The following is a 24,022-nucleotide window of genomic DNA, read 5'->3' as shown; positions in this document are numbered from 1 at the left end:
GAGCGGCGGCCGGGACGATCGGCGGCCGGCACATCAGGGGTGGGGACCACAGGTGCAGAACGGTGAGGGGCAGTTCGCGCTGCCCGCGGACGGGAAGCGGCCGGTACAGGGCGGGCGGCCGGCGGCGGACGGGCAGCCACTGGAGCAGTCCGGGCGGCCTGAAGGTGGGGAGCGGCCGGAGCAGTTCGAGCGGTCTGAAGGTGGTGAGTGGCCGGGGCAGTTCGGGCAGCCGTCCGCGCTCGAAGCAATGGTGCGCGTCTTCGAGCGCGCTCAAACGCTGCTGCGGGCGGGGGAGTTCGGGGCGGCGCGCAAGGAGGCCCAGGCCGGGCTCGACGCGTACGGACCGCACCCGGGGCTCTACCTCGTCCTCGGGCGGGCCCATGCCTTCGAGGACGCGGACGATCACGACAAGGCCGCCGAGCGCACGTACCAGATGGGGCTTGTCGACTTCCCCGACCATCTGGACCTGCTCGCCGCCTACGCCGAGTTCGGCCTGGGCGGCGACGCCCTGGATGAGCCGGGCCGGGTGTCACGCGGCACGGCCGCCGCGGCGCGGTTGAAGGAACTCGCGCCCGATTCACCGCAGGCGCATCAGCTCGGCCAGGGCGGGCAGCTCGCGGGCAGACCTCCGGAGCCGGGTGCCGTCCAGCGCTATGACGCACGCAGCGCCCTGGCCGATGGCGTCGACGCGAGAGCCGCTGCCGCGTACGCCGCCGAAGCGGCAGCCGCCTGGCCTTACGACCGCCGTCTCGCGGTGCGTGCCGAGACGCTGGCCGCGCTCGCACGGCCGACCGCGGCCCTCGCGCGCACCAGGGTCCGCTTCCCGCAGCTGCACTTCCTGGCCGTCGCCGTGCTCGGCGCCGCCATCGGCCTCGGAGTGACCGCGCTGCGCCTGCCTGCGCTGCTGGTCCCCGTGGCCGCCCTGGGCCTGCTGCCCGCGCTGCAGGAGCTGTATCTGCTCCGGGCGGCCCGTGACCGGGCGGCAGCCGGGCTGCCGGCCGATTACCGCGACCCCGCACCCGGCGCCCCCGAGCTCCCGCGCGCCACCCGGAGCGAGCGCCTGACCGGCGCCCTCGCCGTGGTGGTGGCGCTGGGGGCGTTCGTCGGGGTCATCAGCTGGAATGCCGTACGGGCAGCGGAGTATCCGCGGTACGAGGCCTCCGTACCCGAGTCGGTGCGCGGCATACCGCTGAGCAAGGGCGATCCGATGAGCGAGCGGATGGTGTCGATGCTCGGACGGGTGGACCTGCCGGCGGATGCCCAGCCCTTTTCCGGTCTCTACCGCGACGAGAGCGCGGGCTCGCTTCTGATGCTCGTGGGTGTCGCCGGTGACCTGCACGACGAGAATCCGGACCGCTACTTCGCCGATATGCGCCGCCAACTGAGCGCACTCGCCGCTGAGCCGTCGGAGACCTGGACGGTCGACCCGGGTGAGCTCGGCGGCCGTATGGAGTGCGCGGTCATGGAGTCCGCCGGCAACGAGGTCACCATGTGCGCCTGGCTCGACAAGGGCAGCATGGGCATGGTGTTCACCGGCGCGTACGAGGACGGCGACCGCACGACGCTGCCCGGCCTCACCCGCGAGCTGCGCGAAGCCACCCTGCGCCCGGAAGACCCGGGAGCCGCCTGACACGGCCGATGAGTTCCGACCCCCGAAGCAGTCACCCTTCCCGTAGACCTCCACGGACGGGAAGGCCGCCCATGACCGCCCTGCACACCCTCCTCCAGCGATACGTAGACGACGGCACCGTCCCCGGGGCGGTGGCCCTGATCGCTCGCGGTGACCGTGTCGAGGTGCAGGCCGTCGGCACGGCGAGTGCCGGCGGCGCCACCCCCATGACCCGCGACGCGATCTTCCGTATCGCCTCGATCACCAAACCGATCGTCGCCGCGGCCGTCCTGATGCTGATCGAGGACGGCCGCATCGGGCTCGACGACCAGGTCGCGCGCTGGCTCCCCGAACTGGAGAAACCGCAGGTCGTCCGCACCCCGGACGCACCCGTGGACGACACCGTGCCGGCCGTGCGCCCCATCACGGTCCGCCATCTGCTCGACTTCACCGCCGGATACGGCTTCACCTCCGACTTCTCCAAGCCCGCCCTCGCCCCGCTCTTCACCGAGCTGAACCAGGGCCCGCCGCGGCCGCAGGAAGTCGCCCCCACCGACGAGTGGATGGCGGCCCTCGCGCGTATCCCGCTGCTGCACCAGCCGGGGGAGACATGGCTCTACAACACCTGTTCCGAGCTCCAGGGTGTGCTGATCGCCCGGGTCTCGGGGCGCTCGCTCGGTGAGTTCCTCGCCGAGCGGATCTTCGAGCCGCTCGGCATGCAGGACACCGGATTCGCCGTCCCCGCGGCCGACTTGGGCCGCTTCACCTCGTACTACCGCACCGGCCCCGACGGCTCCCTGGAACTGGTCGACGCCCCCGACGGCCAGTGGAGCACCGAGCCGGCCTTCCTCTCGGGCGCGGGCGGCCTGGTCTCGACCGTCGACGACTGGCACGCCTTCGCCCGCATGATCCTCGCCGAAGGCGTCTCGGATACGGGGCACCGCCTGCTGTCCCCGGAATCGGTCCGCGCGATGCTCACCGACCAGCTCACCGCCGGTCAGCGCGCGGGCAGCGACCTCTTCCTGGAGGGCCAGGGCTGGGGCTACGGCGCCGCGGTGGACCTGGAGCCGGTGCACCCGTGGAGCGTTCCCGGCCGCTACGGCTGGGTGGGCGGCACCGGCACCTCGGCCCATCTCCACCCGGGCACGGGCGCGGTCGGCATCCTGCTCACGCAGGTCGAGCTCGGCGGGCCGACCGCGCCGACTCTCCTGCGGGAGTTCTGGCAGCTGACGAACCATGCGGAGCAGCAGTAGCTGGTAGCCGGCCGCCCACCGGCAGCCCGGCCGCCCACCGGCAGCCCGGCCGCCGACCAGTAGCCGGCCGCCCACCCGTAGTCGGCAGCCTCCCCGCACCGCGGGCTGCCCGACGCCCTCAATAGGCCACCCCGACACCCTGCTTCACGGTCGCCGGGTCCTCGGTCATCGCCAGCATCGCGTGCGCCACATCCGCCCGCCCGATCGCGCGCGAGCTGCGCGGATTGCCGCCGACCTGGGTGCGATACGTACCGGTCACCGGCTTGTCGGTCAGCTTGGGCGGCCGCACCGAGGTCCAGTCGGTCGCGCTGCGGGCCAGCTCGTCCTCCATCACCCGCAGATCGTCGTACACCGGCTTGAGCACCCGGCTGACCACGCCGATCATCACGCGGTCCAGCATCGGCTCGCGCTCCGCGGTCGGCGGGGCGAGAGGAGCGGCGCTGACCACGAGCAGCCGCCGTACGCCCTCCGCCTCCATGGCCCGCAGCACCGGCCGCGTGAGCCGGGCCGCGATCCCGTCCCGCGCGTCCTTGAGCCCGCGTGCACCGAGCCCCGAGAGCACCGCGTCGCATCCGGCGACAGCGGTGCGCAGGGACTCGGCATCGGACAGATCGGCCCGGAAGACATCGAGCCGTTCCCCTTGCGCGGAGAGCCGGGCAGGGGCGCGTACGACCGCGGTGACCTGGTGCCCCGCGGCCAGCGCCTGCCGGACGATCTCCTGCCCGATCCCGCCGGTCGCACCGAAAACAGTGAGCTTCATGGCCCCTCCTCGGGTGGGTGAGCGCTCACTTCCTGGGTGGGTGAGTGCTCGCTTCCGTGGGTGAATACTCACTCACCTTCGGGGGTGGGTGAGTATTCACTCACCCCTAGAGTGGGTAAGCATTCACTCACCCGTCAAGCCCGCAAGGAGCCTCCGTGCAGAAACCGGCCAGAGCCCGCATCCTCGACGCCGCGCACCACCTGATGCTCAGCGTCGGCCTGGCCCGCGCCACCACCAAGGTCATCGCGAAGGAGGCCGGCTGCTCGGAGGCCGCGCTCTACAAGCACTTCGCCAGCAAGGAAGAGCTCTTCATCAAGGTCCTCCAGGAGCGCCTGCCCCGGCTGACCCCGCTCCTGGACCAGCTGGCCGGAAACCCCAGCGCACGCTCCATCGAGGAGAACCTCGTCCGGATCGCCCACGAGGCTGCGCTGTTCTACGAGCAGAGCTTCCCGATCGCCGCGTCCCTGTACGCCGAGACCCAGCTCAAGACCCGTCACGAAGCGGCCATGCGCGAGATGGGCACGGGCCCGCACATGCCGATCGTCGGCCTCGACGCCTATCTGCGAGCCGAGCAGGTGGCGGGCCGTATCCGGCCCGAAGCGGACACCTACGCCGCCGCGTCCCTGCTCCTCGGCGCCTGTGCCCAGCGCGCCTTCGCGTACGACGCCGCGGGCCAGTTCCCGCCCCCGCCGGCCGAGGAGTTCGCGCGCGGCCTCGCCCGCACCCTCCTGGCCGGAATCGGCTGAGGAGCGGCCGAGGGGCGGCTGAAGAGCGGCCGAAAGGCGGCCGAAAGGCCGGTCGTCAACGACGAGCGGCCACTCACCCGCCCCGATCCGCCCGCCGGCTCAGCCCGCGATCCAGTCGTCGATCCCGGCGAGCAGCTTCCCCTGTACGTCCTCGGGCGCGGCCGAACCCCGCACCGACTGCCGCGCCAGCTCGGCCAGTTCGGCGTCCGTGAAGGCGTGGAACTCCCGCGCCAGCTCGTACTGCGCGGCCAGCCGTGACCCGAACAGCAACGGATCGTCCGCCCCGAGCGCCATCGGCACCCCGGCCTCGAACAGCTTCCTGAGCGGTACGTCCTCGGGCTTCTCGTAGACCCCGAGCGCGACATTGGACGAGGGGCAGACCTCGCAGGTCACCCCCTTGTCGGCAAGCCGCTTCAGGAGCCGCGGATCCTCGGCGGCCCGCACCCCGTGCCCGATCCGCGAGGCGTGCAAATCGTCGATACAGTCCCGTACCGACGCGGGCCCGGTGAGCTCACCGCCGTGCGGCGCCGCCAGCAGCCCGCCCTCACGCGCGATCGCGAACGCGCGGTCGAAGTCCCTTGCCATACCCCGGCGTTCGTCGTTCGACAGACCGAAACCGACGATGCCGCGGTCCGCGTACCGCACCGCGAGCCGCGCCAGGGTGCGCGCGTCCAGCGGGTGCTTCATCCGGTTCGCGGCGACGAGCACACGCATCCCGAGCCCGGTCTCTCGTGAAGCCGTGTCCACCGCATCGAGAATGATCTCGAGCGCCGGGATCAAGCCACCCAGGCGCGGTGCGTACGAGGTCGGGTCGACCTGGATCTCCAGCCACCCCGAGCCGTCCGCGAGATCCTCCTCGGCGGCCTCCCTGACAAGGCGCTGAATGTCCTCGGGCTCCCGCAGGCAGGACCGCGCCATGTCGTAGAGGCGCTGGAAGCGGAACCACCCGCGCTCGTCGGTGGCCCGCAGCTTCGGCGGCTCCCCGCCGGTCAGCGCCTCCGGCAGATGCACCCCGTACTTGTCGGCGAGCTCGAGCAGGGTCGTATGCCGCATCGACCCGGTGAAGTGCAGGTGCAGATGCGCCTTCGGCAGTTCGCTTACGTCCCGTACACGCTCCATCTGAAGATCCTGCCGTACGCACCAGGCGTCCCGGTAGCGGCTTTCCACCAACGAGTACTTGCCCGAACGAACAAACGGGCCCCCGGCCGAAGCCGGAGGCCCGTACAGAAAAGGCCGGTGACGTCAGCGCGCCTCGGCGAGCAGCTTCTGGATCCGCGAGACACCCTCGACCAGGTCCTCGTCGCCCAGCGCGTACGAGAGCCGCAGGTAACCCGGCGTACCGAAGGCCTCGCCCGGCACCACCGCGACCTCGACCTCGTCCAGGATCAGCGCGGCGAGCTCGACGGAGGTCTCGGGGCGCTTGCCGCGGATCTCCTTGCCGAGCAGGCCCTTCACCGACGGGTACGCGTAGAAGGCGCCCTCGGGGGTCGGGCAGAGCACACCGTCGATCTCGTTCAGCATCCGCACGATGGTCTGCCGGCGGCGGTCGAAGGCCACCTTCATCTCGTCCACGGCAGCGAGATCACCGGAGACGGCGGCGATGGCGGCCGCCTGCGAGACGTTCGCGACGTTGGACGTGGCGTGCGACTGCAGGTTGGACGCGGCCTTGATGACGTCCTTCGGACCGATGACCCAGCCCACGCGCCAGCCAGTCATGGCGTACGTCTTGGCCACACCGTTGACGATGATGCACTTGTCGCGCAGCTCGGGCACGACCACCGGCAGGGACGCGAACTCGGCGTCGCCGTACACCAGGTGCTCGTAGATCTCGTCGGTCAGGACCCACAGGCCCTTGTCGGCGGCCCAGCGGCCGATCGCCTCGACCTCGGCGCGCGAGTAGACGGCGCCCGTCGGGTTGGAGGGGGAGACGAAGAGCAGCACCTTGGTGTTCTCGGTGACGGCCGCTTCGAGCTGCTCCACGGAGACCCGGTAACCGGTCGTCTCGTCCGCGGTCACGAACACCGGCACACCACCCGCGAGCTGGATCGACTCGGGGTACGTCGTCCAGTACGGGGTCGGCACGATGACCTCGTCGCCCGGGTCGAGGATCGTGGCGAAGGCCTCGTAGATGGCCTGCTTGCCACCGTTGGTGACGAGCACGTTGGCCGCCTCGACCTCGTAACCCGAGTCGCGCAGCGTCTTCGCGGCGATCGCGGCCTTCAGCTCCGGAAGACCGCCGGCCGGCGTGTACCGGTGGAACTTCGGGTTCTTGCAGGCCTCGGCGGCGGCCTCGACGATGTAGTCCGGCGTCGGGAAGTCCGGCTCACCCGCGCCGAAGCCGATGACCGGCCGGCCGGCGGCCTTGAGGGCCTTGGCCTTGGCGTCGACGGCGAGGGTCGCGGACTCGGAGATCGCTCCGATACGGCGGGAGATACGGCGGTCGGTGGGTGACGTTGCAGCGCTCATGCGCCCCATCGTTCCAGACCCGAAGAGGGCCGAGCACACGAGTTCCGAAGAGCGGACATCGCCCCTGGACAGGTGTCTGATGGGTGCCGGACAGCTATCTGTTCGACGATGCGGCCCGGACCACGTACACTCATCCCTCGTTGGCCCTCACAAGCCGCTTCCGCCTACCGCACACCGTGCGGATGTTGGGATGCGGTACGTTGGGGGAACTCAAAGGGTCGTAGCTCAATTGGTAGAGCACCGGTCTCCAAAACCGGCGGTTGGGGGTTCAAGTCCCTCCGGCCCTGCTACACACACCATCGCCAGGATGTGTGCGCATGTACGTACTGCAAAGCACCGCCGTGCGGCTCTCCCGGGCGCGGCACGGCCACGACCCGGAATCAGGTGAAAACGAGTGACGGACGCCGTGGGCTCCATCGACACGCCTGATGCCCCGGACGAGGCGACCGAGTCCAAGAAGAAGGCCCGCAAGGGTGGCAAGCGAGGCAAGAAGGGTCCCCTGGGCCGCCTCGCGCTCTTCTACCGCCAGATCGTCGCCGAGCTCCGCAAGGTTGTCTGGCCGACTCGCAACCAGCTGACGACATACACCACAGTGGTGATTGTCTTCGTAGTCATCATGATCGGCTTGGTGACCGTGATTGACTATGGCTTCTCCGAAGCCATCAAGTACATCTTCGGTTAGAAGCCCAAGCGACAAGGACGCCGTTACCTTCGGCGTCCCTTTCGCGCGTTCCACCCCCATATGTAGCCAGGAAGAAGCAGCCACCGTGTCTGACCCGAACCTGAACGACGCCAGCGAGTCGATCGAGTCCGTTGAGGACCAGCTCGACATCGTGGAGGCGGCGGACTCCGTGGACCCGGACCAGGCCGAAGCTGCCGACGCCGCTGCCGGTGAGCCGGCCGAAGAGGCCGCGATGAACATCGAGGACGAGGCCGAGGCCGTCGCCGAGACGGAGGCCGACGAGGCCGCCGCCGAGGATGTCGAGCTCGAAGAGGCCGAGGTCGAGGAGTCCGAGCCGGTCGACCCGATCACCGCCCTGCGCGAAGAGCTCCGCACGCTGCCCGGCGAGTGGTACGTCATCCACACGTACGCCGGTTACGAGAACCGCGTGAAGACCAACCTCGAGCAGCGCGCCGTCTCGCTCAACGTCGAGGACTTCATCTTCCAGGCCGAAGTGCCGCAGGAAGAGGTCGCGCAGATCAAGAACGGCGAGCGCAAGACGATCAAGCAGAACAAGCTGCCTGGTTACGTGCTCGTCCGCATGGATCTGACGAACGAGTCCTGGGGCGTCGTCCGCAACACCCCCGGCGTCACCGGCTTCGTGGGCAACGCCTACGACCCGTACCCGCTGACCCTGGACGAGATCGTCAAGATGCTCGCCCCGGAGGCCGAGGAGAAGGCCGCCCGCGAGGCCGCCGAGGCCGAGGGCAAGCCCGCTCCGCAGCGCAAGGCCGAGGTCCAGGTTCTGGACTTCGAGGTCGGCGACTCGGTCACCGTCACCGACGGCCCGTTCGCGACGCTGCAGGCCACGATCAACGAGATCAACGCCGACTCGAAGAAGGTCAAGGGCCTCGTCGAGATCTTCGGCCGCGAGACCCCGGTCGAGCTCAGCTTCGACCAGATCCAGAAGAACTAGCTCTTACTGGACAGCACGCTTCCGAACAGGTCAGACGGGCTCTTCAAAGCCGGTCTGACCTGCTCGGTTTTTAGCCGCGCATGGATACCCGTTATCGTTGTGCGGTATGCCTCCATCCGGATGATCGGGTGAAGGCAGTTCACTCTCACTAGGACCCGGAGAGAGCAATGCCTCCCAAGAAGAAGAAGGTCACGGGGCTGATCAAGCTCCAGATCCAGGCCGGTGCCGCCAACCCGGCTCCGCCGGTCGGCCCCGCGCTGGGTCAGCACGGCGTCAACATCATGGAGTTCTGCAAGGCCTACAACGCCGCGACCGAGTCGCAGCGTGGCTGGGTGATCCCGGTGGAGATCACGGTCTACGAAGACCGTTCCTTCACCTTCATCACCAAGACTCCGCCGGCCGCGAAGATGATCCTCAAGGCCGCTGGTGTCGAGAAGGGCTCCGGCGAGCCGCACAAGACCAAGGTCGCCAAGATCACCCAGGCGCAGGTCCGCGAGATCGCCGAGACCAAGATGCCCGACCTGAACGCCAACGACCTGGACGCCGCGTCCAAGATCATCGCTGGCACCGCCCGTTCCATGGGCATCACGGTCGAGGGCTGAACCTCACCCCGCAAGACCTTTGAAGCAGTGGTAGGGCCAGCGCTGGTCCGCACCACGGACTCCAACCCTGAACCTCAGGAGTAGATGTGAAGCGCAGCAAGACTCTCCGCGCTGCGGACGCCAAGATCGACCGGGACAAGCTGTACGCCCCGCTCGAGGCCGTCCGTCTCGCCAAGGAGACCTCCGCGACGAAGTTCGACGGCACCGTCGAGGTCGCCTTCCGCCTGGGTGTCGACCCGCGCAAGGCCGACCAGATGGTCCGCGGCACCGTTAACCTCCCGCACGGCACCGGCAAGACCGCCCGGGTCCTGGTCTTCGCGACCGGTGACCGTGCTGCGGCTGCGGAAGCCGCCGGCGCCGACATCGTCGGCTCCGACGAGCTCATCGACGAGATCTCGAAGGGCAACCGCCTCAACGAGTTCGACGCCGTCGTCGCCACCCCGGACCTCATGGGCAAGGTCGGCCGCCTCGGCCGCGTCCTCGGCCCGCGTGGTCTCATGCCCAACCCGAAGACCGGCACCGTGACGCCCGACGTCGCCAAGGCGGTCAACGAGATCAAGGGCGGCAAGATCGAGTTCCGCGTCGACAAGCACTCGAACCTGCACTTCATCATCGGCAAGGTGTCCTTCGACGACACCAAGCTGGTGGAGAACTACGGCGCGGCCCTGGAGGAGATCCTCCGCCTGAAGCCGTCCGCCGCCAAGGGTCGCTACATCAAGAAGGCCGCCATCACCACCACGATGGGCCCCGGCATTCCGGTCGACCCGAACCGCACCCGCAACCTCCTCGTCGAGGAGGACCCGGCCGCGGTCTGAGCCTCGCGCTCATAGCTGGTCATTGCCCGGCACCGGCAGTTCTTCGGGACTGCCGGTGCCGGGTTTTTGCGTTTCAGCGTGTCGGTGCCCTCGGCTACGTTGACTGTCTACTCACAAGCATCACCGGGGGGTTGCACAGATGAAGACGTACAAGCGCATAGGCATGGCAGCCGTCTCCACCGCCGCGCTGGTCGCCGTGGCCGGCTGCCAGGGCTCCGGGGCGGACGACAAGGCCGCGGACAAGGCGCCGAAGCTCCAGTCGCGTGCGACGGCCGTCAAGACGCTGACGGCCGCGTACGAGAAGACGGCCGAGGCGAAGTCCGCCAAGGTCGAGATGACGATGTCGATCCCGGGTTCCCTGGGCGAGACGAAGATGTCCGGTGTCATGGGCTGGGACCCGACCGTGATGGACATGACGATGTCCGGCGCGCCGTTCGCGGACAGGCCCGGTGCGCCCGAGCAGATACGCATGATCTGGCGCGACAACGTGATGTACATGGACATGGGTTCCGCGGCTCCCGCCGAGCTGGACGGCAAGCGCTGGATGAAGATGGACCTGGGCGCCATGGCGGAGAAGGCCGGTGCACCGGGTCTGGAGCAGAAGCTCACCGGGGGCATCGACAACATGAACCAGGACCCGGCCAAGCAGATGGCCATGCTCCTGGAGTCGCCCAGCCTCAAGCACCTCGGCTCCACGACGATCGATGGCCAGAAGACCCAGCACTACAAGGGCACGCTCACGATCGAGGAGATGCTCGACACCAACGAGTCCGCGTACGAGTTCCTGGACGAGAAGGACCGCCAGGAGCTTCTGAAGAACGCGGAGAAGTCCGGGATCAAGGGGTACGACACCGAGATCTGGGTGAATGAGGACGGTTACCCGGCCAAGGTGAACCTCGGGATCGACAGCCCGGAAGGTGCCATCGAGATGACCCAGACGTACTCCGACTATGGCGCCAAGGCCGAGGTCGAGGTGCCGCCGGCCGCCGAGACCCTCGACATGATGAAGATGTTCGAGGAGCTGGGGCAGGACGGCGGCCTCGAGGGCTGACTGGGCATCGGGCCGGGCGCATCCTAGATGCCCCTGGCCCGATTTGCTCGACAAGCATCCGTTCGCGTACTCTTCCTGAGAAGCCAAAGACCGCTGGTCGTTGCTGTGCTCCGTAAGGGGTTCAGCGGCCGAAGGATCCGCCAAACGCGGACGACCTGCGCAGGTGACTGTGGAAGTGTTCCCGGATTCATTCGGTTGAGCCCATGCCCCGTGCGCCTGCGCCGGGGCGTTTTCATTTTGCGCAGAGCCCCTTCTCCAAGTGCCTGATTCAGGCGGTCCGGCGAACGCGGCTGACCGGAAGGTCAGTCGAGGATCATCACCCCGGAAGGAGGCCGAGGCTCATGGCGACGACCGAGAAGGTCACTGCTGTCGAGGAGATCACGCGCGACCTGCGCAACTCCAACGCCGCAGTTGTCACCTCGTACACCGGACTCAGCGTGGCGCAGCTCAAGCAGCTGCGTCGTTCTCTCGGCGAGAACGCTCAGTACCGAGTGGTGAAGAACACGCTGACCAAGATCGCGGCCCAGGAGGCCGGGTTCTCTGCGCTGGACGAGCACCTCAAGGGCTCGACGGCCGTTGCCTTCGTTACCGGTGACCCGGTCGAGGCGGCGAAGGGTCTGCGTGACTTCGCCAAGGACAACCCCGCTCTCGTCATCAAGGGCGGTGTCCTTGATGGCAAGGCGCTGTCCGCCGACGAGATCAAGAAGCTTGCGGACCTCGAGTCCCGCGAGGTTCTGCTCGCCAAGCTGGCGGGCGCCATGAAGGGCAAGCAGACTCAGGCTGCTCAGGTCTTCCAGGCGCTCCCGTCGAAGTTCGTCCGCACCGCGGAGGCGCTTCGTGCCAAGCAGGCCGAGCAGGGCGGTGCCGAGTAATTCGGCTCGCGTAATGACTGTCGCCCACTAGGGCGCCGGTCGCAGCGGGCCCGAAAGTACGCCCGCCACTCACAAACACTCCGGCACCAGCCGAATTAGTGGAAGGACGCCATCATGGCGAAGCTGTCCCAGGACGACCTGCTCGCGCAGTTCGAAGAGATGACCCTCATCGAGCTCTCCGAGTTCGTGAAGGCCTTCGAGGAGAAGTTCGACGTCACCGCCGCTGCGGCCGTCGCCGTTGCCGGCCCCGCCGCCGGTGGCGCTGCCCCCGAGGCCGAGGCCGAGCAGGACGAGTTCGACGTCATCCTCACGGGTGCCGGCGACAAGAAGATCCAGGTCATCAAGGTCGTGCGCGAGCTCACCTCCCTGGGCCTCAAGGAGGCCAAGGACCTCGTCGACGGCACCCCGAAGCCGGTCCTCGAGAAGGTCGCCAAGGAGGCCGCTGACAAGGCTGCCGAGTCCCTCAAGGCTGCCGGCGCCTCCGTCGAGGTCAAGTGACCTTGCGAGTCTGCTGACTCTTTCGCGCGAAAAGGCCCTCGGCCTGTAACGCGCAGACACTGAAGGGCGATCACCCATGTGGGTGGTCGCCCTTCGGCGTTCCTGGGTCGGCTGCCTTGCGCTGGCGGCGCGGTTGAGTATGGTGATCTTCGTTGTGCTCTCCCAGGCACCCCAAGGCTCCCGGTGACGATCTCCACGGGACAGGGGGCCTTGACGAACCGCACGCAGCGCGCAATTCTCAGGACGCGTCGTCACATCGATCCGGATCCGAGGCATGGATCGAAGACGAACTGGGCAGTGTGGATATGCGTCCACCGGCGAGGGGTCTGCCGGGGGCGCCACAACAGCAGGATTCCGAGGTGTTCGTGGGTAGCTCGAAAACCCGCACTGGACATCAGTGGGCCGAGTGGCTACACTGACCCTTTGCGCTGCCTGTTAGCTGCCTCCTGCCCGTCACCAGGGGCATGCCCATGCTTGAGCACCGTCGGCCGACCTTCCCTGACCTGGGGTTTTCTGTCGACGCGTTCAGTCTGGGACCGGTACGCGCGTAGTGAGTCCGAGCCCTCGGAAGGACCCCCTCTTGGCCGCCTCGCGCACTGCCTCGACCGCGATTACGAACAACGGCGCAAGCACCGCCCCGCTGCGCATCTCCTTTGCAAAGATCAAGGAGCCCCTCGAGGTTCCCAACCTGCTCGCGCTGCAGACCGAGAGCTTTGACTGGCTGCTCGGCAACACCGCTTGGCAGAGTCGGGTCGAGGCCGCTCTGGAATCAGGTCAGGACGTCCCCACCAAGTCCGGTCTGGAGGAGATCTTCGAGGAGATCTCCCCGATCGAGGACTTCTCCGGGTCGATGTCGCTGACCTTCCGCGACCACCGCTTCGAGCCTCCCAAGAACTCGATCGACGAGTGCAAGGAGCGCGACTTCACGTACGCGGCCCCGCTCTTCGTCACCGCCGAGTTCACCAACAACGAGACCGGCGAGATCAAGTCCCAGACGGTCTTCATGGGCGACTTCCCGCTCATGACGAGCAAGGGCACCTTCGTGATCAACGGCACCGAGCGTGTCGTGGTCTCGCAGCTGGTCCGCTCGCCGGGTGTCTACTTCGACTCCTCCATCGACAAGACGTCCGACAAGGACATCTTCTCCGCCAAGATCATCCCGTCCCGGGGTGCCTGGCTGGAGATGGAGATCGACAAGCGCGACATGGTCGGTGTCCGTATCGACCGCAAGCGCAAGCAGTCCGTCACCGTTCTCCTGAAGGCTCTCGGCTGGACGACCGAGCAGATCCTCGAGGAGTTCGGCGAGTACGAGTCCATGCGCGCCACCCTGGAGAAGGACCATACCCAGGGTCAGGACGACGCGCTGCTCGACATCTACCGCAAGCTGCGTCCGGGCGAGCCGCCGACGCGTGAGGCTGCGCAGACGCTGCTCGAGAACCTCTACTTCAACCCGAAGCGCTACGACCTCGCGAAGGTCGGCCGCTACAAGGTGAACAAGAAGCTCGGCGCCGAAGAGCCGCTGGACGCCGGCGTGCTCACCACCGACGACGTCATCGCCACCATCAAGTACCTGGTGAAGCTGCACGCCGGTGAGACCGAGACCGTCGGTGCCTCGGGCCGCGAGATCGTCGTCGAGACCGACGACATCGACCACTTCGGCAACCGTCGTATCCGTAACGTCGGCGAGCTCATCCAGAACCAGGTCCGCACGGGTCTGGCTCGTATGGAGCGCGTCGTGCGCGAGCGCATGACGACCCAGGACGTCGAGGCGATCACGCCGCAGACCCTGATCAACATCCGCCCCGTGGTGGCGTCGATCAAGGAGTTCTTCGGTACGTCGCAGCTGTCCCAGTTCATGGACCAGACGAACCCGCTGTCGGGCCTGACCCACAAGCGTCGTCTGAACGCGCTGGGCCCCGGTGGTCTGTCCCGTGAGCGGGCCGGCTTCGAGGTCCGCGACGTGCACCCGTCGCACTACGGCCGCATGTGCCCGATCGAGACGCCCGAAGGCCCGAACATCGGTCTGATCGGCTCGCTCGCCTCGTACGGCCGCATCAACCCGTTCGGTTTCATCGAGACGCCGTACCGCAAGGTCGTCGACGGCATCGTGACCGACGACGTCGACTACCTCACGGCCGACGAAGAGGACCGATTCGTCATCGCGCAGGCCAACGCGCCGCTGACGGACGACTTCCACTTCGCCGAGTCCCGCGTCCTGGTCCGCCGCCGTGGCGGCGAGATCGACTACATCCCGGGCGACGACGTCGACTACATGGACGTCTCGCCGCGCCAGATGGTGTCGGTCGCGACCGCGATGATCCCGTTCCTCGAGCACGACGACGCCAACCGCGCGCTCATGGGATCGAACATGATGCGCCAGGCCGTTCCGCTGATCAAGGCGGAGGCCCCGCTGGTCGGTACCGGCATGGAGTACCGCTGTGCGGTCGACGCCGGTGACGTCATCAAGGCCGAGAAGGACGGTGTCGTCCAGGAGGTCTCCGCCGACTACGTGACGGTGGCCAACGACGACGGCACGTACACCACGTACCGCATCGCCAAGTTCTCCCGCTCGAACCAGGGCACGTCCTTCAACCAGAAGGTCGTCGTCGACGAGGGTGCGCGCGTCATCGAGGGCCAGGTCCTCGCCGACGGCCCCTCGACCGACGAGGGCGAGATGGCGCTGGGCAAGAACCTGCTCGTGGCGTTCATGCCGTGGGAGGGTCACAACTACGAGGACGCGATCATCCTGTCGCAGCGCCTCGTGCAGGACGACGTCCTCTCCTCGATCCACATCGAGGAGCACGAGGTCGACGCCCGTGACACCAAGCTCGGCCCCGAGGAGATCACCCGGGACATCCCGAACGTCTCCGAGGAGGTCCTCTCGGACCTCGACGAGCGCGGCATCATCCGTATCGGTGCCGAGGTCGTCGCCGGCGACATCCTCGTCGGCAAGGTCACGCCCAAGGGTGAGACCGAGCTGACGCCGGAAGAGCGCCTGCTGCGCGCGATCTTCGGTGAGAAGGCCCGTGAGGTCCGTGACACCTCGCTGAAGGTGCCGCACGGTGAGATCGGCAAGGTCATCGGCGTCCGCGTCTTCGACCGCGAAGAGGGCGACGAGCTGCCGCCGGGCGTGAACCAGCTGGTTCGTGTCTACGTGGCGCAGAAGCGCAAGATCACCGATGGTGACAAGCTCGCCGGCCGTCACGGCAACAAGGGCGTCATCTCCAAGATCCTGCCCGTCGAGGACATGCCGTTCCTCGAGGACGGCACCCCGGTCGACATCATCCTCAACCCGCTCGGTGTCCCGTCCCGAATGAACCCGGGTCAGGTCCTCGAGATCCACCTCGGCTGGCTCGCCAGCCGCGGCTGGAAGGTCGAGGGTTCCGAGGAGTGGATGGAGCGTCTGAAGGCCATCGGCGCCGACGAGGTGACCGCCGGCTCCAACGTCGCGACCCCGGTCTTCGACGGTGCCCGCGAGGACGAGATCTCCGGTCTCTTCGAGCACACCATCCCGAACCGCGACGGCGTCCGCATGGTGCAGCCGTCCGGTAAGGCCCAGCTGTTCGACGGTCGTTCGGGAGAGCCGTTCCCGGACCCGATCTCGGTCGGCTACATGTACATCCTGAAGCTGCACCACCTGGTCGACGACAAGCTCCACGCCCGTTCGACCGGTCCGTACTCGATGATCACCCAGCAGCCGCTGGGTGGTAAGGCGCAGTTCGGTGGCCAGCGCTTCGGTGAGATGGAGGTGTGGGCGCTCGAGGCATACGGCGCCGCGTACGCCCTCCAGGAGCTGCTCACGATCAAGTCCGACGACGTCACCGGCCGCGTGAAGGTCTACGAGGCCATCGTCAAGGGCGAGAACATCCCCGAGCCGGGCATTCCCGAGTCCTTCAAGGTGCTCATCAAGGAAATGCAGTCGCTCTGCCTCAACGTGGAGGTGCTGTCCTCGGACGGCATGTCCATCGAGATGCGCGACACCGACGAGGACGTCTTCCGCGCTGCGGAAGAGCTCGGTATCGACCTGTCCCGGCGGGAGCCGAGCAGCGTCGAAGAGGTCTGACGGGCCACCCGCCACCCGGCTTCCTGCCGGGTGGCGGAACCCCGGACCCCGTACAGACCATTGATTGAGACACAACCCTGAGAGGGATTGACGCATAGTGCTCGACGTCAACTTCTTCGACGAGCTCCGGATCGGCCTGGCCACCGCTGACGACATCCGTCAGTGGAGCCACGGCGAGGTCAAGAAGCCCGAGACCATCAACTACCGCACGCTCAAGCCCGAAAAGGACGGACTCTTCTGCGAGAAGATCTTCGGTCCTACCCGGGACTGGGAGTGCTACTGCGGCAAGTACAAGCGTGTCCGCTTCAAGGGCATCATCTGTGAGCGCTGTGGCGTCGAGGTCACTCGCGCCAAGGTGCGTCGTGAGCGGATGGGCCACATCGAGCTTGCCGCTCCCGTCACTCACATCTGGTACTTCAAGGGCGTCCCGTCGCGCCTCGGATACCTGCTCGACCTCGCGCCGAAGGACCTCGAGAAGGTCATCTACTTCGCCGCGTACATGATCACGTTCGTGGACGAGGAGCGTCGTACCCGCGACCTGCCGTCCCTGGAGGCGCACGTCTCCGTCGAGCGTCAGCAGATCGAGCAGCGCCGTGACGCGGACCTCGAGGCCCGCGCCAAGAAGCTCGAGACCGACCTGGCCGAGCTCGAGGCCGAGGGTGCCAAGGCCGACGTGCGCCGCAAGGTGCGCGAGGGTGCCGAGCGCGAGATGAAGCAGCTGCGTGACCGTGCGCAGCGCGAGATCGACCGTCTCGACGAGGTGTGGAACCGCTTCAAGAACCTCAAGGTCCAGGACCTCGAGGGCGACGAGCTGCTCTACCGCGAGCTGCGTGACCGCTTCGGCACGTACTTCGACGGCTCGATGGGTGCCGCTGCTCTGCAGAAGCGCCTGGAGACCTTCGACCTCGACGAGGAGGCCGAGCGCCTCCGCGAGATCATCCGCACCGGCAAGGGCCAGAAGAAGACCCGTGCGCTCAAGCGCCTCAAGGTCGTCTCCGCGTTCCTCACCACGAACAACAGCCCCAAGGGCATGGTCCTGGACTGCGTCCCGGTCATCCCGCCGGACCTGCGTCCGATGGTGCAGCTGGACGGTGGCCGCTTCGCGACCTCCGACCTGAACGACCTGTACCGCCGTGTGATCAACCGCAACAACCGTCTGAAGCGTCTGCTCGACCTGGGCGCTCCGGAGATCATCGTCAACAACGAGAAGCGCATGCTTCAGGAGGCTGTTGACGCCCTCTTCGACAACGGTCGTCGTGGTCGCCCGGTCACCGGTCCCGGTAACCGCCCGCTGAAGTCCCTCAGCGACATGCTGAAGGGTAAGCAGGGTCGATTCCGTCAGAACCTTCTCGGTAAGCGTGTGGACTACTCCGCGCGTTCCGTGATCGTCGTCGGTCCGCAGCTGAAGCTGCACCAGTGCGGTCTCCCGAAGGCCATGGCGCTGGAGCTCTTCAAGCCGTTCGTGATGAAGCGTCTGGTCGACCTGAACCACGCGCAGAACATCAAGAGCGCCAAGCGCATGGTGGAGCGCGGCCGCACGGTCGTGTACGACGTCCTCGAAGAGGTCATCGCCGAGCACCCGGTTCTCCTGAACCGTGCTCCCACCCTGCACCGCCTCGGCATCCAGGCCTTCGAGCCGCAGCTGGTCGAGGGCAAGGCCATCCAGATCCACCCGCTCGTCTGCACCGCGTTCAACGCGGACTTCGACGGTGACCAGATGGCCGTGCATCTGCCGCTCTCCGCGGAGGCGCAGGCCGAGGCCCGCATCCTGATGCTGTCCTCGAACAACATCCTCAAGCCCGCCGACGGCCGTCCGGTGACGATGCCGACGCAGGACATGGTCCTGGGTCTGTTCTTCCTCACCACCGACGGCGATCTCCGTGACACCAAGGGCGAGGGCCGTGCGTTCGGCTCGGTCGCCGAGGCGATCATGGCGTTCGACGCCGGCGAGCTCGCGCTGCAGTCGCCCGTCGACATCCGCTTCCCGGTGGGCACCATCCCGCCGCGTGGCTGGGTGCCGCCGGTCGCCGAAGAGGGCGAGCCGGAGTACCAGCCCGGTGACACCTTCCGTCTGCGGACGACCCTGGGCCGTGCGCTCTTCAACGAGCTGCTGCCCGAGGACTACCCGTTCGTCGACTACTCGGTGGGCAAGAAGCAGCTCGGCGAGATCGTCAACGACCTTGCGGAGCGCTACCCCAAGGTCATCGTGGCAGCGACGCTCGACAACCTGAAGTCGGCCGGCTTCTACTGGGGCACGCGCTCCGGTGTCACCGTGGCCATCTCCGACATCGTGGTTCCCGAGGCGAAGAAGGCCATCGTCGCGGGCTACGAGGCTCAGGACGAGAAGGTCCAGAAGCAGTACGAGCGCGGTCTGATCACCAAGCAGGAGCGCACGCAGGAGCTCATCACCATCTGGACCAAGGCGACCAACGAGGTTGCCGAGGCGATGAATGAGAACTTCCCCAAGACGAACCCCATCTTCATGATGGTTGACTCGGGTGCCCGAGGAAACATGATGCAGATGCGTCAGATCGCCGGTATGCGTGGTCTGGTGTCCAACGCCAAGAACGAGACGATTCCTCGTCCGATCAAGGCGTCGTTCCGTGAGGGTCTCTCCGTGCTGGAGTACTTCATCTCCACGCACGGTGCCCGTAAGGGTCTGGCGGACACCGCCCTGCGTACCGCCGACTCGGGTTACCTGACCCGTCGTCTGGTGGACGTCTCGCAGGACGTGATCATCCGCGAGGAGGACTGTGGCACCGACCGCGGTCTGAAGCTGCGGATCGCCGAGAAGGACGCCGCCGGTGTGCTGCGCAAGGCCGAGGACGTCGAGACCTCTGTCTACGCCCGCATGCTCGCCGAGGACGTCGTCATCGACGGCAAGGTCATCGCGCCGGCCAACGTCGACCTCGGTGACGTGCTCATCGACGCCCTGGTCGCCAACGGCGTCGAGGAGGTCAAGACCCGCTCGGTCCTGACCTGTGAGTCCGCGGTCGGCACCTGTGCCTTCTGCTACGGACGCTCGCTCGCCACCGGCAAGCTGGTCGACATCGGTGAGGCGGTCGGCATCATCGCCGCCCAGTCCATCGGTGAGCCCGGTACCCAGCTGACGATGCGTACCTTCCACACCGGTGGTGTGGCCGGTGACGACATCACCCAGGGTCTGCCCCGTGTCGTCGAGCTCTTCGAGGCTCGTACGCCGAAGGGTGTCGCCCCGATCTCCGAGGCCGCGGGCCGTGTCCGCATCGAGGAGACCGAGAAGACCAAGAAGATCGTCGTCACCCCGGACGACGGCAGCGACGAGACGGCGTTCCCGATCTCGAAGCGTGCCCGTCTGCTCGTGGGCGAGGGCGACCACGTCGAGGTCGGCCAGAAGCTGACCGTGGGTGCCACCAACCCGCACGACGTGCTGCGCATTCTCGGCCAGCGTGCGGTGCAGGTGCACCTGGTCGGCGAAGTCCAGAAGGTCTACAACTCGCAGGGTGTGTCGATCCACGACAAGCACATCGAGATCATCATCCGGCAGATGCTGCGCCGTGTGACGATCATCGAGTCCGGCGACGCGGAGCTGCTGCCGGGCGAGCTCGTCGAGCGCTCGAAGTTCGAGACCGAGAACCGTCGTGTGGTCACCGAGGGCGGTCACCCCGCCTCCGGCCGTCCGCAGCTGATGGGTATCACCAAGGCCTCGCTGGCGACGGAATCCTGGCTGTCGGCCGCCTCCTTCCAGGAGACGACCCGAGTCCTGACGGATGCGGCGATCAACGCCAAGTCCGACAGCCTCATCGGCCTCAAGGAGAACGTCATCATCGGTAAGCTCATCCCGGCCGGTACGGGTCTGTCCCGCTACCGCAACATCCGGGTCGAGCCGACCGAAGAGGCCAAGGCCGCGATGTACTCGGCCGTCGGCTACGACGACATCGACTACTCGCCGTTCGGCACGGGCTCCGGCCAGGCCGTTCCGCTGGAGGACTACGACTACGGTCCGTACAACCAGTAAGGCGTACGGCTTCGTAGGAAGTCTTTGAGTCGAAAGGGCGCCCACTCCGTCTCGTACGGGGTGGGCGCCCTTCGGCGTTGCGGGGTGGGCTCCCAGCAGGCTCCTCGCCCGGTTCTGCGGGGACGGAGAGCCGCCGGCGGACGCGGGGGAGTGCGGAGGAACTCTTCGGCGGTGTGCGCGGCCTGTGGCGGTCACGTACGGCGGGGGAGAGGGCCGGGGACCGAAGATGGCCGAATGGCTCCTGAATGCGGTCAACTGCCGTATGGACAGCGGCTGTTTCCGGCCACGACAGGACACTGTCGCGGACCCGGTTCGCGGTCACGTTCCGTAAGCGGAAAGGCGCATGGCGCTGCGGCGGCTGCTTCTGCTTGGGCTTGTTTTGACCGGAGTGCGGACGCTAGGTACGCTCAGACCTTGTGCCTGGGGTGTGCCCTGGCTCGCGCGCGTGCCTTGAAAACCGCGGCGAGCGTCACAGCGGCCACTGCAATCTGTGCCTCTCCTCGTTTTCGGGCGGAGTCCGCAGCGTGCGACACACCCGACCGCGTGGGTCGGCGAAGTTCCAGGTTAGCTTTATGACGGCACACAGAAACCGGAGAAGTAGTGCCTACGATCCAGCAGCTGGTCCGTAAGGGCCGGCAGGACAAGGTCGAGAAGAACAAGACGCCCGCACTCGAGGGTTCGCCCCAGCGCCGTGGCGTCTGCACGCGTGTCTTCACCACCACCCCGAAGAAGCCGAACTCGGCGCTGCGGAAGGTCGCGCGTGTTCGCCTGACCTCCGGCATCGAGGTCACCGCTTACATCCCGGGTGAGGGTCACAACCTGCAGGAGCACTCGATCGTGCTCGTGCGCGGTGGCCGTGTGAAGGACCTGCCGGGTGTTCGCTACAAGATCATCCGCGGATCCCTCGACACGCAGGGCGTCAAGAACCGTAAGCAGGCTCGTTCCCGCTACGGCGCCAAGAAGGAGAAGTAAGAATGCCTCGTAAGGGCCCCGCCCCGAAGCGCCCGGTCATCATCGACCCGGTCTACGGTTCTCCTCTGGTGACCTCCCTCATCAACAAGGTTCTGCTGAACGGCAAGCGCTCCACCGCCGAGCGCATCGTTTACGGCGCCATGGAGGGTCTGCGCGAGAAGACCGGTAACGACCCGGTCATCACGCTGAAGCGCGCGCTCGAGAACATCAAGCCGACCCTCGAGGTCAAGTCCCGCCGTGTCGGTGGCGCGACCTACCAGGTGCCGGTTGAGGTCAAGCCCGGCCGTGCCAACACCCTGGCGCTGCGCTGGCTCGTCGGTTACTCCCGCGCCCGTCGCGAGAAGACCATGACCGAGCGTCTCCTCAACGAGCTCCTCGACGCTTCCAACGGCCTTGGTGCCGCTGTGAAGAAGCGCGAGGACACGCACAAGATGGCCGAGTCCAACAAGGCCTTCGCGCACTACCGCTGGTAGTCGCAACCCACATCGAGACCGAGAGAAGACTGAGCCGATATGGCTACCACTTCGCTTGACCTGGCCAAGGTGCGCAACATCGGCATCATGGCCCACATCGACGCGGGCAAGACGACCACCACCGAGCGGATCCTGTTCTACACCGGCGTCTCGTACAAGATCGGTGAGGTCCACGACGGCGCCGCCACGATGGACTGGATGGAGCAGGAGCAGGAGCGTGGCATCACGATCACGTCTGCTGCCACCACCTGCCACTGGCCGCTCGAGGACGTCGACCACACGATCAACATCATCGACACCCCGGGTCACGTCGACTTCACCGTCGAGGTGGAGCGTTCGCTGCGTGTGCTCGACGGTGCTGTGACCGTGTTCGACGGCGTCGCCGGTGTCGAGCCCCAGTCCGAGACTGTCTGGCGTCAGGCGGACCGCTACGGCGTTCCGCGTATCTGCTTCGTCAACAAGCTCGACCGTACGGGTGCCGAGTTCCACCGCTGCGTCGACATGATCGTGGACCGCCTCGGCGCCACCCCGATCGTCATGCAGCTGCCGATCGGTGCCGAGGCCGACTTCCAGGGTGTTGTCGACCTCGTCACGATGAAGGCTTACGTCTGGTCGGCCGAGGCCGCCAAGGGCGAGGCCTACGACACCGTCGACATCCCGGCCACGCACACCGAGGCCGCCGACGAGTGGCGCGGCAAGCTCCTCGAGACCGTCGCCGAGAACGACGAAGAGATCATGGAGCTGTACCTCGAGGGCCAGGAGCCTTCGGTGGAGCAGCTGTACGCCGCGATCCGTCGTATCACCATCGCGTCGGGCAAGGGTGGCGAGACCACCGTCACCCCCGTGTTCTGCGGTACCGCGTTCAAGAACAAGGGCGTTCAGCCCCTGCTCGACGCGGTCGTGCGGTACCTGCCCTCCCCCCTGGACGTCGAGGCCATCGAGGGCCACGACGTCAAGGACGCCGAGGTTGTCGTGAAGCGCAAGCCGAACGACGAGGAGCCGCTCGCGGCCCTCGCGTTCAAGATCGCTTCCGACCCGCACCTCGGCAAGCTCACCTTCATCCGGGTCTACTCGGGTCGCCTGGACGCCGGCACCGCGGTGCTGAACTCCGTCAAGGGCAAGAAGGAGCGCATCGGCAAGATCTACCGCATGCACGCGAACAAGCGTGAGGAGATCGACTCGGTGGGCGCCGGCGACATCGTCGCCGTCATGGGCCTGAAGCAGACCACCACCGGTGAGACGCTGTGTGACGACAAGAACCCGGTCATCCTGGAGTCCATGGACTTCCCGGCGCCGGTCATTCAGGTCGCCATCGAGCCCAAGTCCAAGGGTGACCAGGAGAAGCTGGGTGTCGCCATCCAGCGTCTCGCGGAGGAGGACCCCTCCTTCCAGGTGCACTCGGACGAGGAGACCGGCCAGACCATCATCGGTGGTATGGGCGAGCTTCACCTCGACGTCCTCGTCGACCGTATGCGTCGCGAGTTCAAGGTCGAGGCGAACGTCGGCAAGCCGCAGGTCGCGTACCGCGAGACGATCCGCAAGGCCGTCGAGCGCGTGGACTACACCCACAAGAAGCAGACCGGTGGTACCGGTCAGTTCGCCAAGGTGCAGATCGCGATCGAGCCCATCGAGGGCGGCGACAGCTACGAGTTCGTGAACAAGGTCACCGGTGGCCGTATCCCGAGGGAGTACATCCCTTCGGTGGACGCCGGTGCGCAGGAGGCCATGCAGTTCGGCATCCTGGCCGGCTACGAGATGACGGGCGTCCGCGTCATTCTTCTCGACGGTGCCTTCCACGAGGTCGACTCCTCCGAGCTCGCCTTCAAGATCGCCGGTTCGCAGGCGTTCAAGGAGGCCGCGCGCAAGGCCAGCCCCGTGCTGCTCGAGCCGATGATGTCCGTCGAGGTCACCACGCCCGAGGACTACATGGGCGAAGTCATCGGTGACATCAACTCCCGCCGTGGCCAGATTCAGGCCATGGAGGAGCGCAGCGGCGCCCGCGTCGTGAAGGGCCTCGTGCCGCTTTCGGAGATGTTCGGCTACGTCGGAGACCTCCGCAGCAAGACCTCGGGTCGCGCAAGCTACTCGATGCAGTTCGACTCCTACGCCGAGGTTCCGCGGAACGTCGCCGAGGAGATCATCGCGAAGGCCAAGGGCGAGTAAACCACCCGGTTTCACGCTTTAGGCTTGACACCATCCGCCGGGGTT

18 protein-coding genes and 1 tRNA gene are annotated in these 24,022 nt (G+C 67.0%); 16 read left to right on the top strand and 3 right to left on the bottom strand.

The features are described from left to right. Window positions 1–52: 52 nt before the first annotated feature. A complete protein-coding gene (locus tag H9Y04_RS43075; protein WP_187819724.1) occupies window positions 53–1,630 on the top strand; it encodes a hypothetical protein in 1,578 nt (525 codons plus the stop codon). 71 nt (window positions 1,631–1,701) lie between these two features. Further along, window positions 1,702–2,862, top strand: a complete 1,161-nt coding sequence (locus H9Y04_RS43070; RefSeq protein WP_187819723.1) for a serine hydrolase domain-containing protein — start codon at window positions 1,702–1,704, stop codon at window positions 2,860–2,862. Between the two features lie 118 nt (window positions 2,863–2,980). Here the strand turns inward: H9Y04_RS43070 and H9Y04_RS43065 are convergent, their stop codons facing one another. After that, window positions 2,981–3,622 carry an NAD(P)-dependent oxidoreductase gene (locus H9Y04_RS43065; protein WP_187819722.1) on the bottom strand — a complete coding sequence of 214 codons (642 nt, stop codon included), beginning with the start codon at window positions 3,620–3,622 and terminating at the stop codon, window positions 2,981–2,983. 155 nt (window positions 3,623–3,777) lie between these two features. On the opposite strand from H9Y04_RS43065, the gene H9Y04_RS43060 reads away from it, so the two are divergent. Beyond that, the gene (locus H9Y04_RS43060; protein ID WP_308802030.1) at window positions 3,778–4,368 is read left to right on the top strand and encodes a TetR/AcrR family transcriptional regulator; all 591 of its coding nucleotides are present in this window, start codon (window positions 3,778–3,780) and stop codon (window positions 4,366–4,368) included. Window positions 4,369–4,467: 99 nt separating this feature from the next. Here H9Y04_RS43060 and H9Y04_RS43055 read toward each other — a convergent pair whose 3' ends face one another. Then, window positions 4,468–5,487: an adenosine deaminase gene (locus tag H9Y04_RS43055; protein ID WP_187819721.1), complete on the bottom strand. Its 1,020-nt coding sequence runs from the start codon at window positions 5,485–5,487 to the stop codon at window positions 4,468–4,470. A gap of 123 nt (window positions 5,488–5,610) precedes the next feature. Next, window positions 5,611–6,834 (bottom strand): pyridoxal phosphate-dependent aminotransferase, encoded by a 1,224-nt coding sequence (locus H9Y04_RS43050; RefSeq protein ID WP_052580797.1) that lies wholly within the window; start codon window positions 6,832–6,834, stop codon window positions 5,611–5,613. Between the two features lie 214 nt (window positions 6,835–7,048). Between H9Y04_RS43050 and H9Y04_RS43045 the strand changes: the two genes are divergently transcribed. The 13 genes from H9Y04_RS43045 to fusA all read left to right on the top strand — a co-directional run bounded on the left by H9Y04_RS43045 (window position 7,049) and on the right by fusA (window position 23,977). Beyond that, window positions 7,049–7,121: transfer RNA gene (locus tag H9Y04_RS43045), tRNA-Trp, on the top strand. Between the two features lie 107 nt (window positions 7,122–7,228). After that, window positions 7,229–7,516 carry a preprotein translocase subunit SecE gene (gene secE, locus H9Y04_RS43040; RefSeq protein ID WP_187819720.1) on the top strand — a complete coding sequence of 96 codons (288 nt, stop codon included), beginning with the start codon at window positions 7,229–7,231 and terminating at the stop codon, window positions 7,514–7,516. Window positions 7,517–7,601: 85 nt separating this feature from the next. Beyond that, window positions 7,602–8,471, top strand: coding sequence for a transcription termination/antitermination protein NusG (gene nusG, locus H9Y04_RS43035; protein ID WP_187819719.1), 870 nt, complete (start codon window positions 7,602–7,604; stop codon window positions 8,469–8,471). A 167-nt stretch (window positions 8,472–8,638) separates the two neighbouring features. After that, window positions 8,639–9,073 (top strand): 50S ribosomal protein L11, encoded by a 435-nt coding sequence (gene rplK / locus H9Y04_RS43030; RefSeq protein ID WP_093613725.1) that lies wholly within the window; start codon window positions 8,639–8,641, stop codon window positions 9,071–9,073. An 86-nt stretch (window positions 9,074–9,159) separates the two neighbouring features. Continuing rightward, window positions 9,160–9,888 (top strand): 50S ribosomal protein L1, encoded by a 729-nt coding sequence (gene rplA / locus H9Y04_RS43025; RefSeq protein WP_187819718.1) that lies wholly within the window; start codon window positions 9,160–9,162, stop codon window positions 9,886–9,888. Between the two features lie 139 nt (window positions 9,889–10,027). Then, window positions 10,028–10,939 carry an SCO4651 family lipoprotein gene (locus H9Y04_RS43020; RefSeq protein WP_187819717.1) on the top strand — a complete coding sequence of 304 codons (912 nt, stop codon included), beginning with the start codon at window positions 10,028–10,030 and terminating at the stop codon, window positions 10,937–10,939. Window positions 10,940–11,280: 341 nt separating this feature from the next. Further along, window positions 11,281–11,811, top strand: a complete 531-nt coding sequence (gene rplJ / locus H9Y04_RS43015) for a 50S ribosomal protein L10 (protein WP_165331761.1) — start codon at window positions 11,281–11,283, stop codon at window positions 11,809–11,811. A 114-nt stretch (window positions 11,812–11,925) separates the two neighbouring features. Next, window positions 11,926–12,309, top strand: a complete 384-nt coding sequence (rplL, locus tag H9Y04_RS43010) for a 50S ribosomal protein L7/L12 (RefSeq protein WP_187819716.1) — start codon at window positions 11,926–11,928, stop codon at window positions 12,307–12,309. Between the two features lie 580 nt (window positions 12,310–12,889). Continuing rightward, window positions 12,890–16,372, top strand: a complete 3,483-nt coding sequence (gene rpoB / locus H9Y04_RS43005) for a DNA-directed RNA polymerase subunit beta (RefSeq protein WP_187819715.1) — start codon at window positions 12,890–12,892, stop codon at window positions 16,370–16,372. Between the two features lie 97 nt (window positions 16,373–16,469). After that, on the top strand, window positions 16,470–20,369 hold the full coding sequence (locus H9Y04_RS43000; RefSeq protein ID WP_187819714.1) for a DNA-directed RNA polymerase subunit beta': 3,900 nt from the start codon (window positions 16,470–16,472) through the stop codon (window positions 20,367–20,369). Window positions 20,370–20,969: 600 nt separating this feature from the next. Next, on the top strand, window positions 20,970–21,341 hold the full coding sequence (gene rpsL, locus H9Y04_RS42995) for a 30S ribosomal protein S12 (RefSeq protein WP_003948652.1): 372 nt from the start codon (window positions 20,970–20,972) through the stop codon (window positions 21,339–21,341). A gap of 2 nt (window positions 21,342–21,343) precedes the next feature. After that, entirely contained in the window at window positions 21,344–21,814 is a 471-nt protein-coding gene (gene rpsG / locus H9Y04_RS42990) for a 30S ribosomal protein S7 (RefSeq protein WP_003998848.1), read from the top strand. 39 nt (window positions 21,815–21,853) lie between these two features. Further along, complete coding sequence (gene fusA, locus H9Y04_RS42985) at window positions 21,854–23,977, top strand: elongation factor G (protein ID WP_187819713.1); 2,124 nt, start codon at window positions 21,854–21,856, stop codon at window positions 23,975–23,977. Window positions 23,978–24,022: the final 45 nt, after the last annotated feature.

The organism is Streptomyces polyasparticus (assembly GCF_014493765.1).
GTDB classification, from domain to species: Bacteria; Actinomycetota; Actinomycetes; order Streptomycetales; family Streptomycetaceae; genus Streptomyces; species Streptomyces polyasparticus.
Note: the sequence above shows the minus strand (reverse complement) of the source record. Positions and strands in the feature narration are given on the sequence as shown.

What these genes read in the sequence shown, in the direction of transcription:
- H9Y04_RS43070 (WP_187819723.1), top strand. Translation starts at nt 1,702, where the DNA reads ATGACCGCCCTGCACACCCTCCTCCAGCGATACGTAGACGACGGCACC.
- H9Y04_RS43065 (WP_187819722.1), bottom strand. Translation starts at nt 3,622, where the DNA reads ATGAAGCTCACTGTTTTCGGTGCGACCGGCGGGATCGGGCAGGAGATC.
- H9Y04_RS43055 (WP_187819721.1), bottom strand. Translation starts at nt 5,487, where the DNA reads ATGGAGCGTGTACGGGACGTAAGCGAACTGCCGAAGGCGCATCTGCAC.
- H9Y04_RS43050 (WP_052580797.1), bottom strand. Translation starts at nt 6,834, where the DNA reads ATGAGCGCTGCAACGTCACCCACCGACCGCCGTATCTCCCGCCGTATC.
- rplK (WP_093613725.1), top strand. Translation starts at nt 8,639, where the DNA reads ATGCCTCCCAAGAAGAAGAAGGTCACGGGGCTGATCAAGCTCCAGATC.
- H9Y04_RS43020 (WP_187819717.1), top strand. Translation starts at nt 10,028, where the DNA reads ATGAAGACGTACAAGCGCATAGGCATGGCAGCCGTCTCCACCGCCGCG.
- rplJ (WP_165331761.1), top strand. Translation starts at nt 11,281, where the DNA reads ATGGCGACGACCGAGAAGGTCACTGCTGTCGAGGAGATCACGCGCGAC.
- rplL (WP_187819716.1), top strand. Translation starts at nt 11,926, where the DNA reads ATGGCGAAGCTGTCCCAGGACGACCTGCTCGCGCAGTTCGAAGAGATG.
- rpsG (WP_003998848.1), top strand. Translation starts at nt 21,344, where the DNA reads ATGCCTCGTAAGGGCCCCGCCCCGAAGCGCCCGGTCATCATCGACCCG.
- fusA (WP_187819713.1), top strand. Translation starts at nt 21,854, where the DNA reads ATGGCTACCACTTCGCTTGACCTGGCCAAGGTGCGCAACATCGGCATC.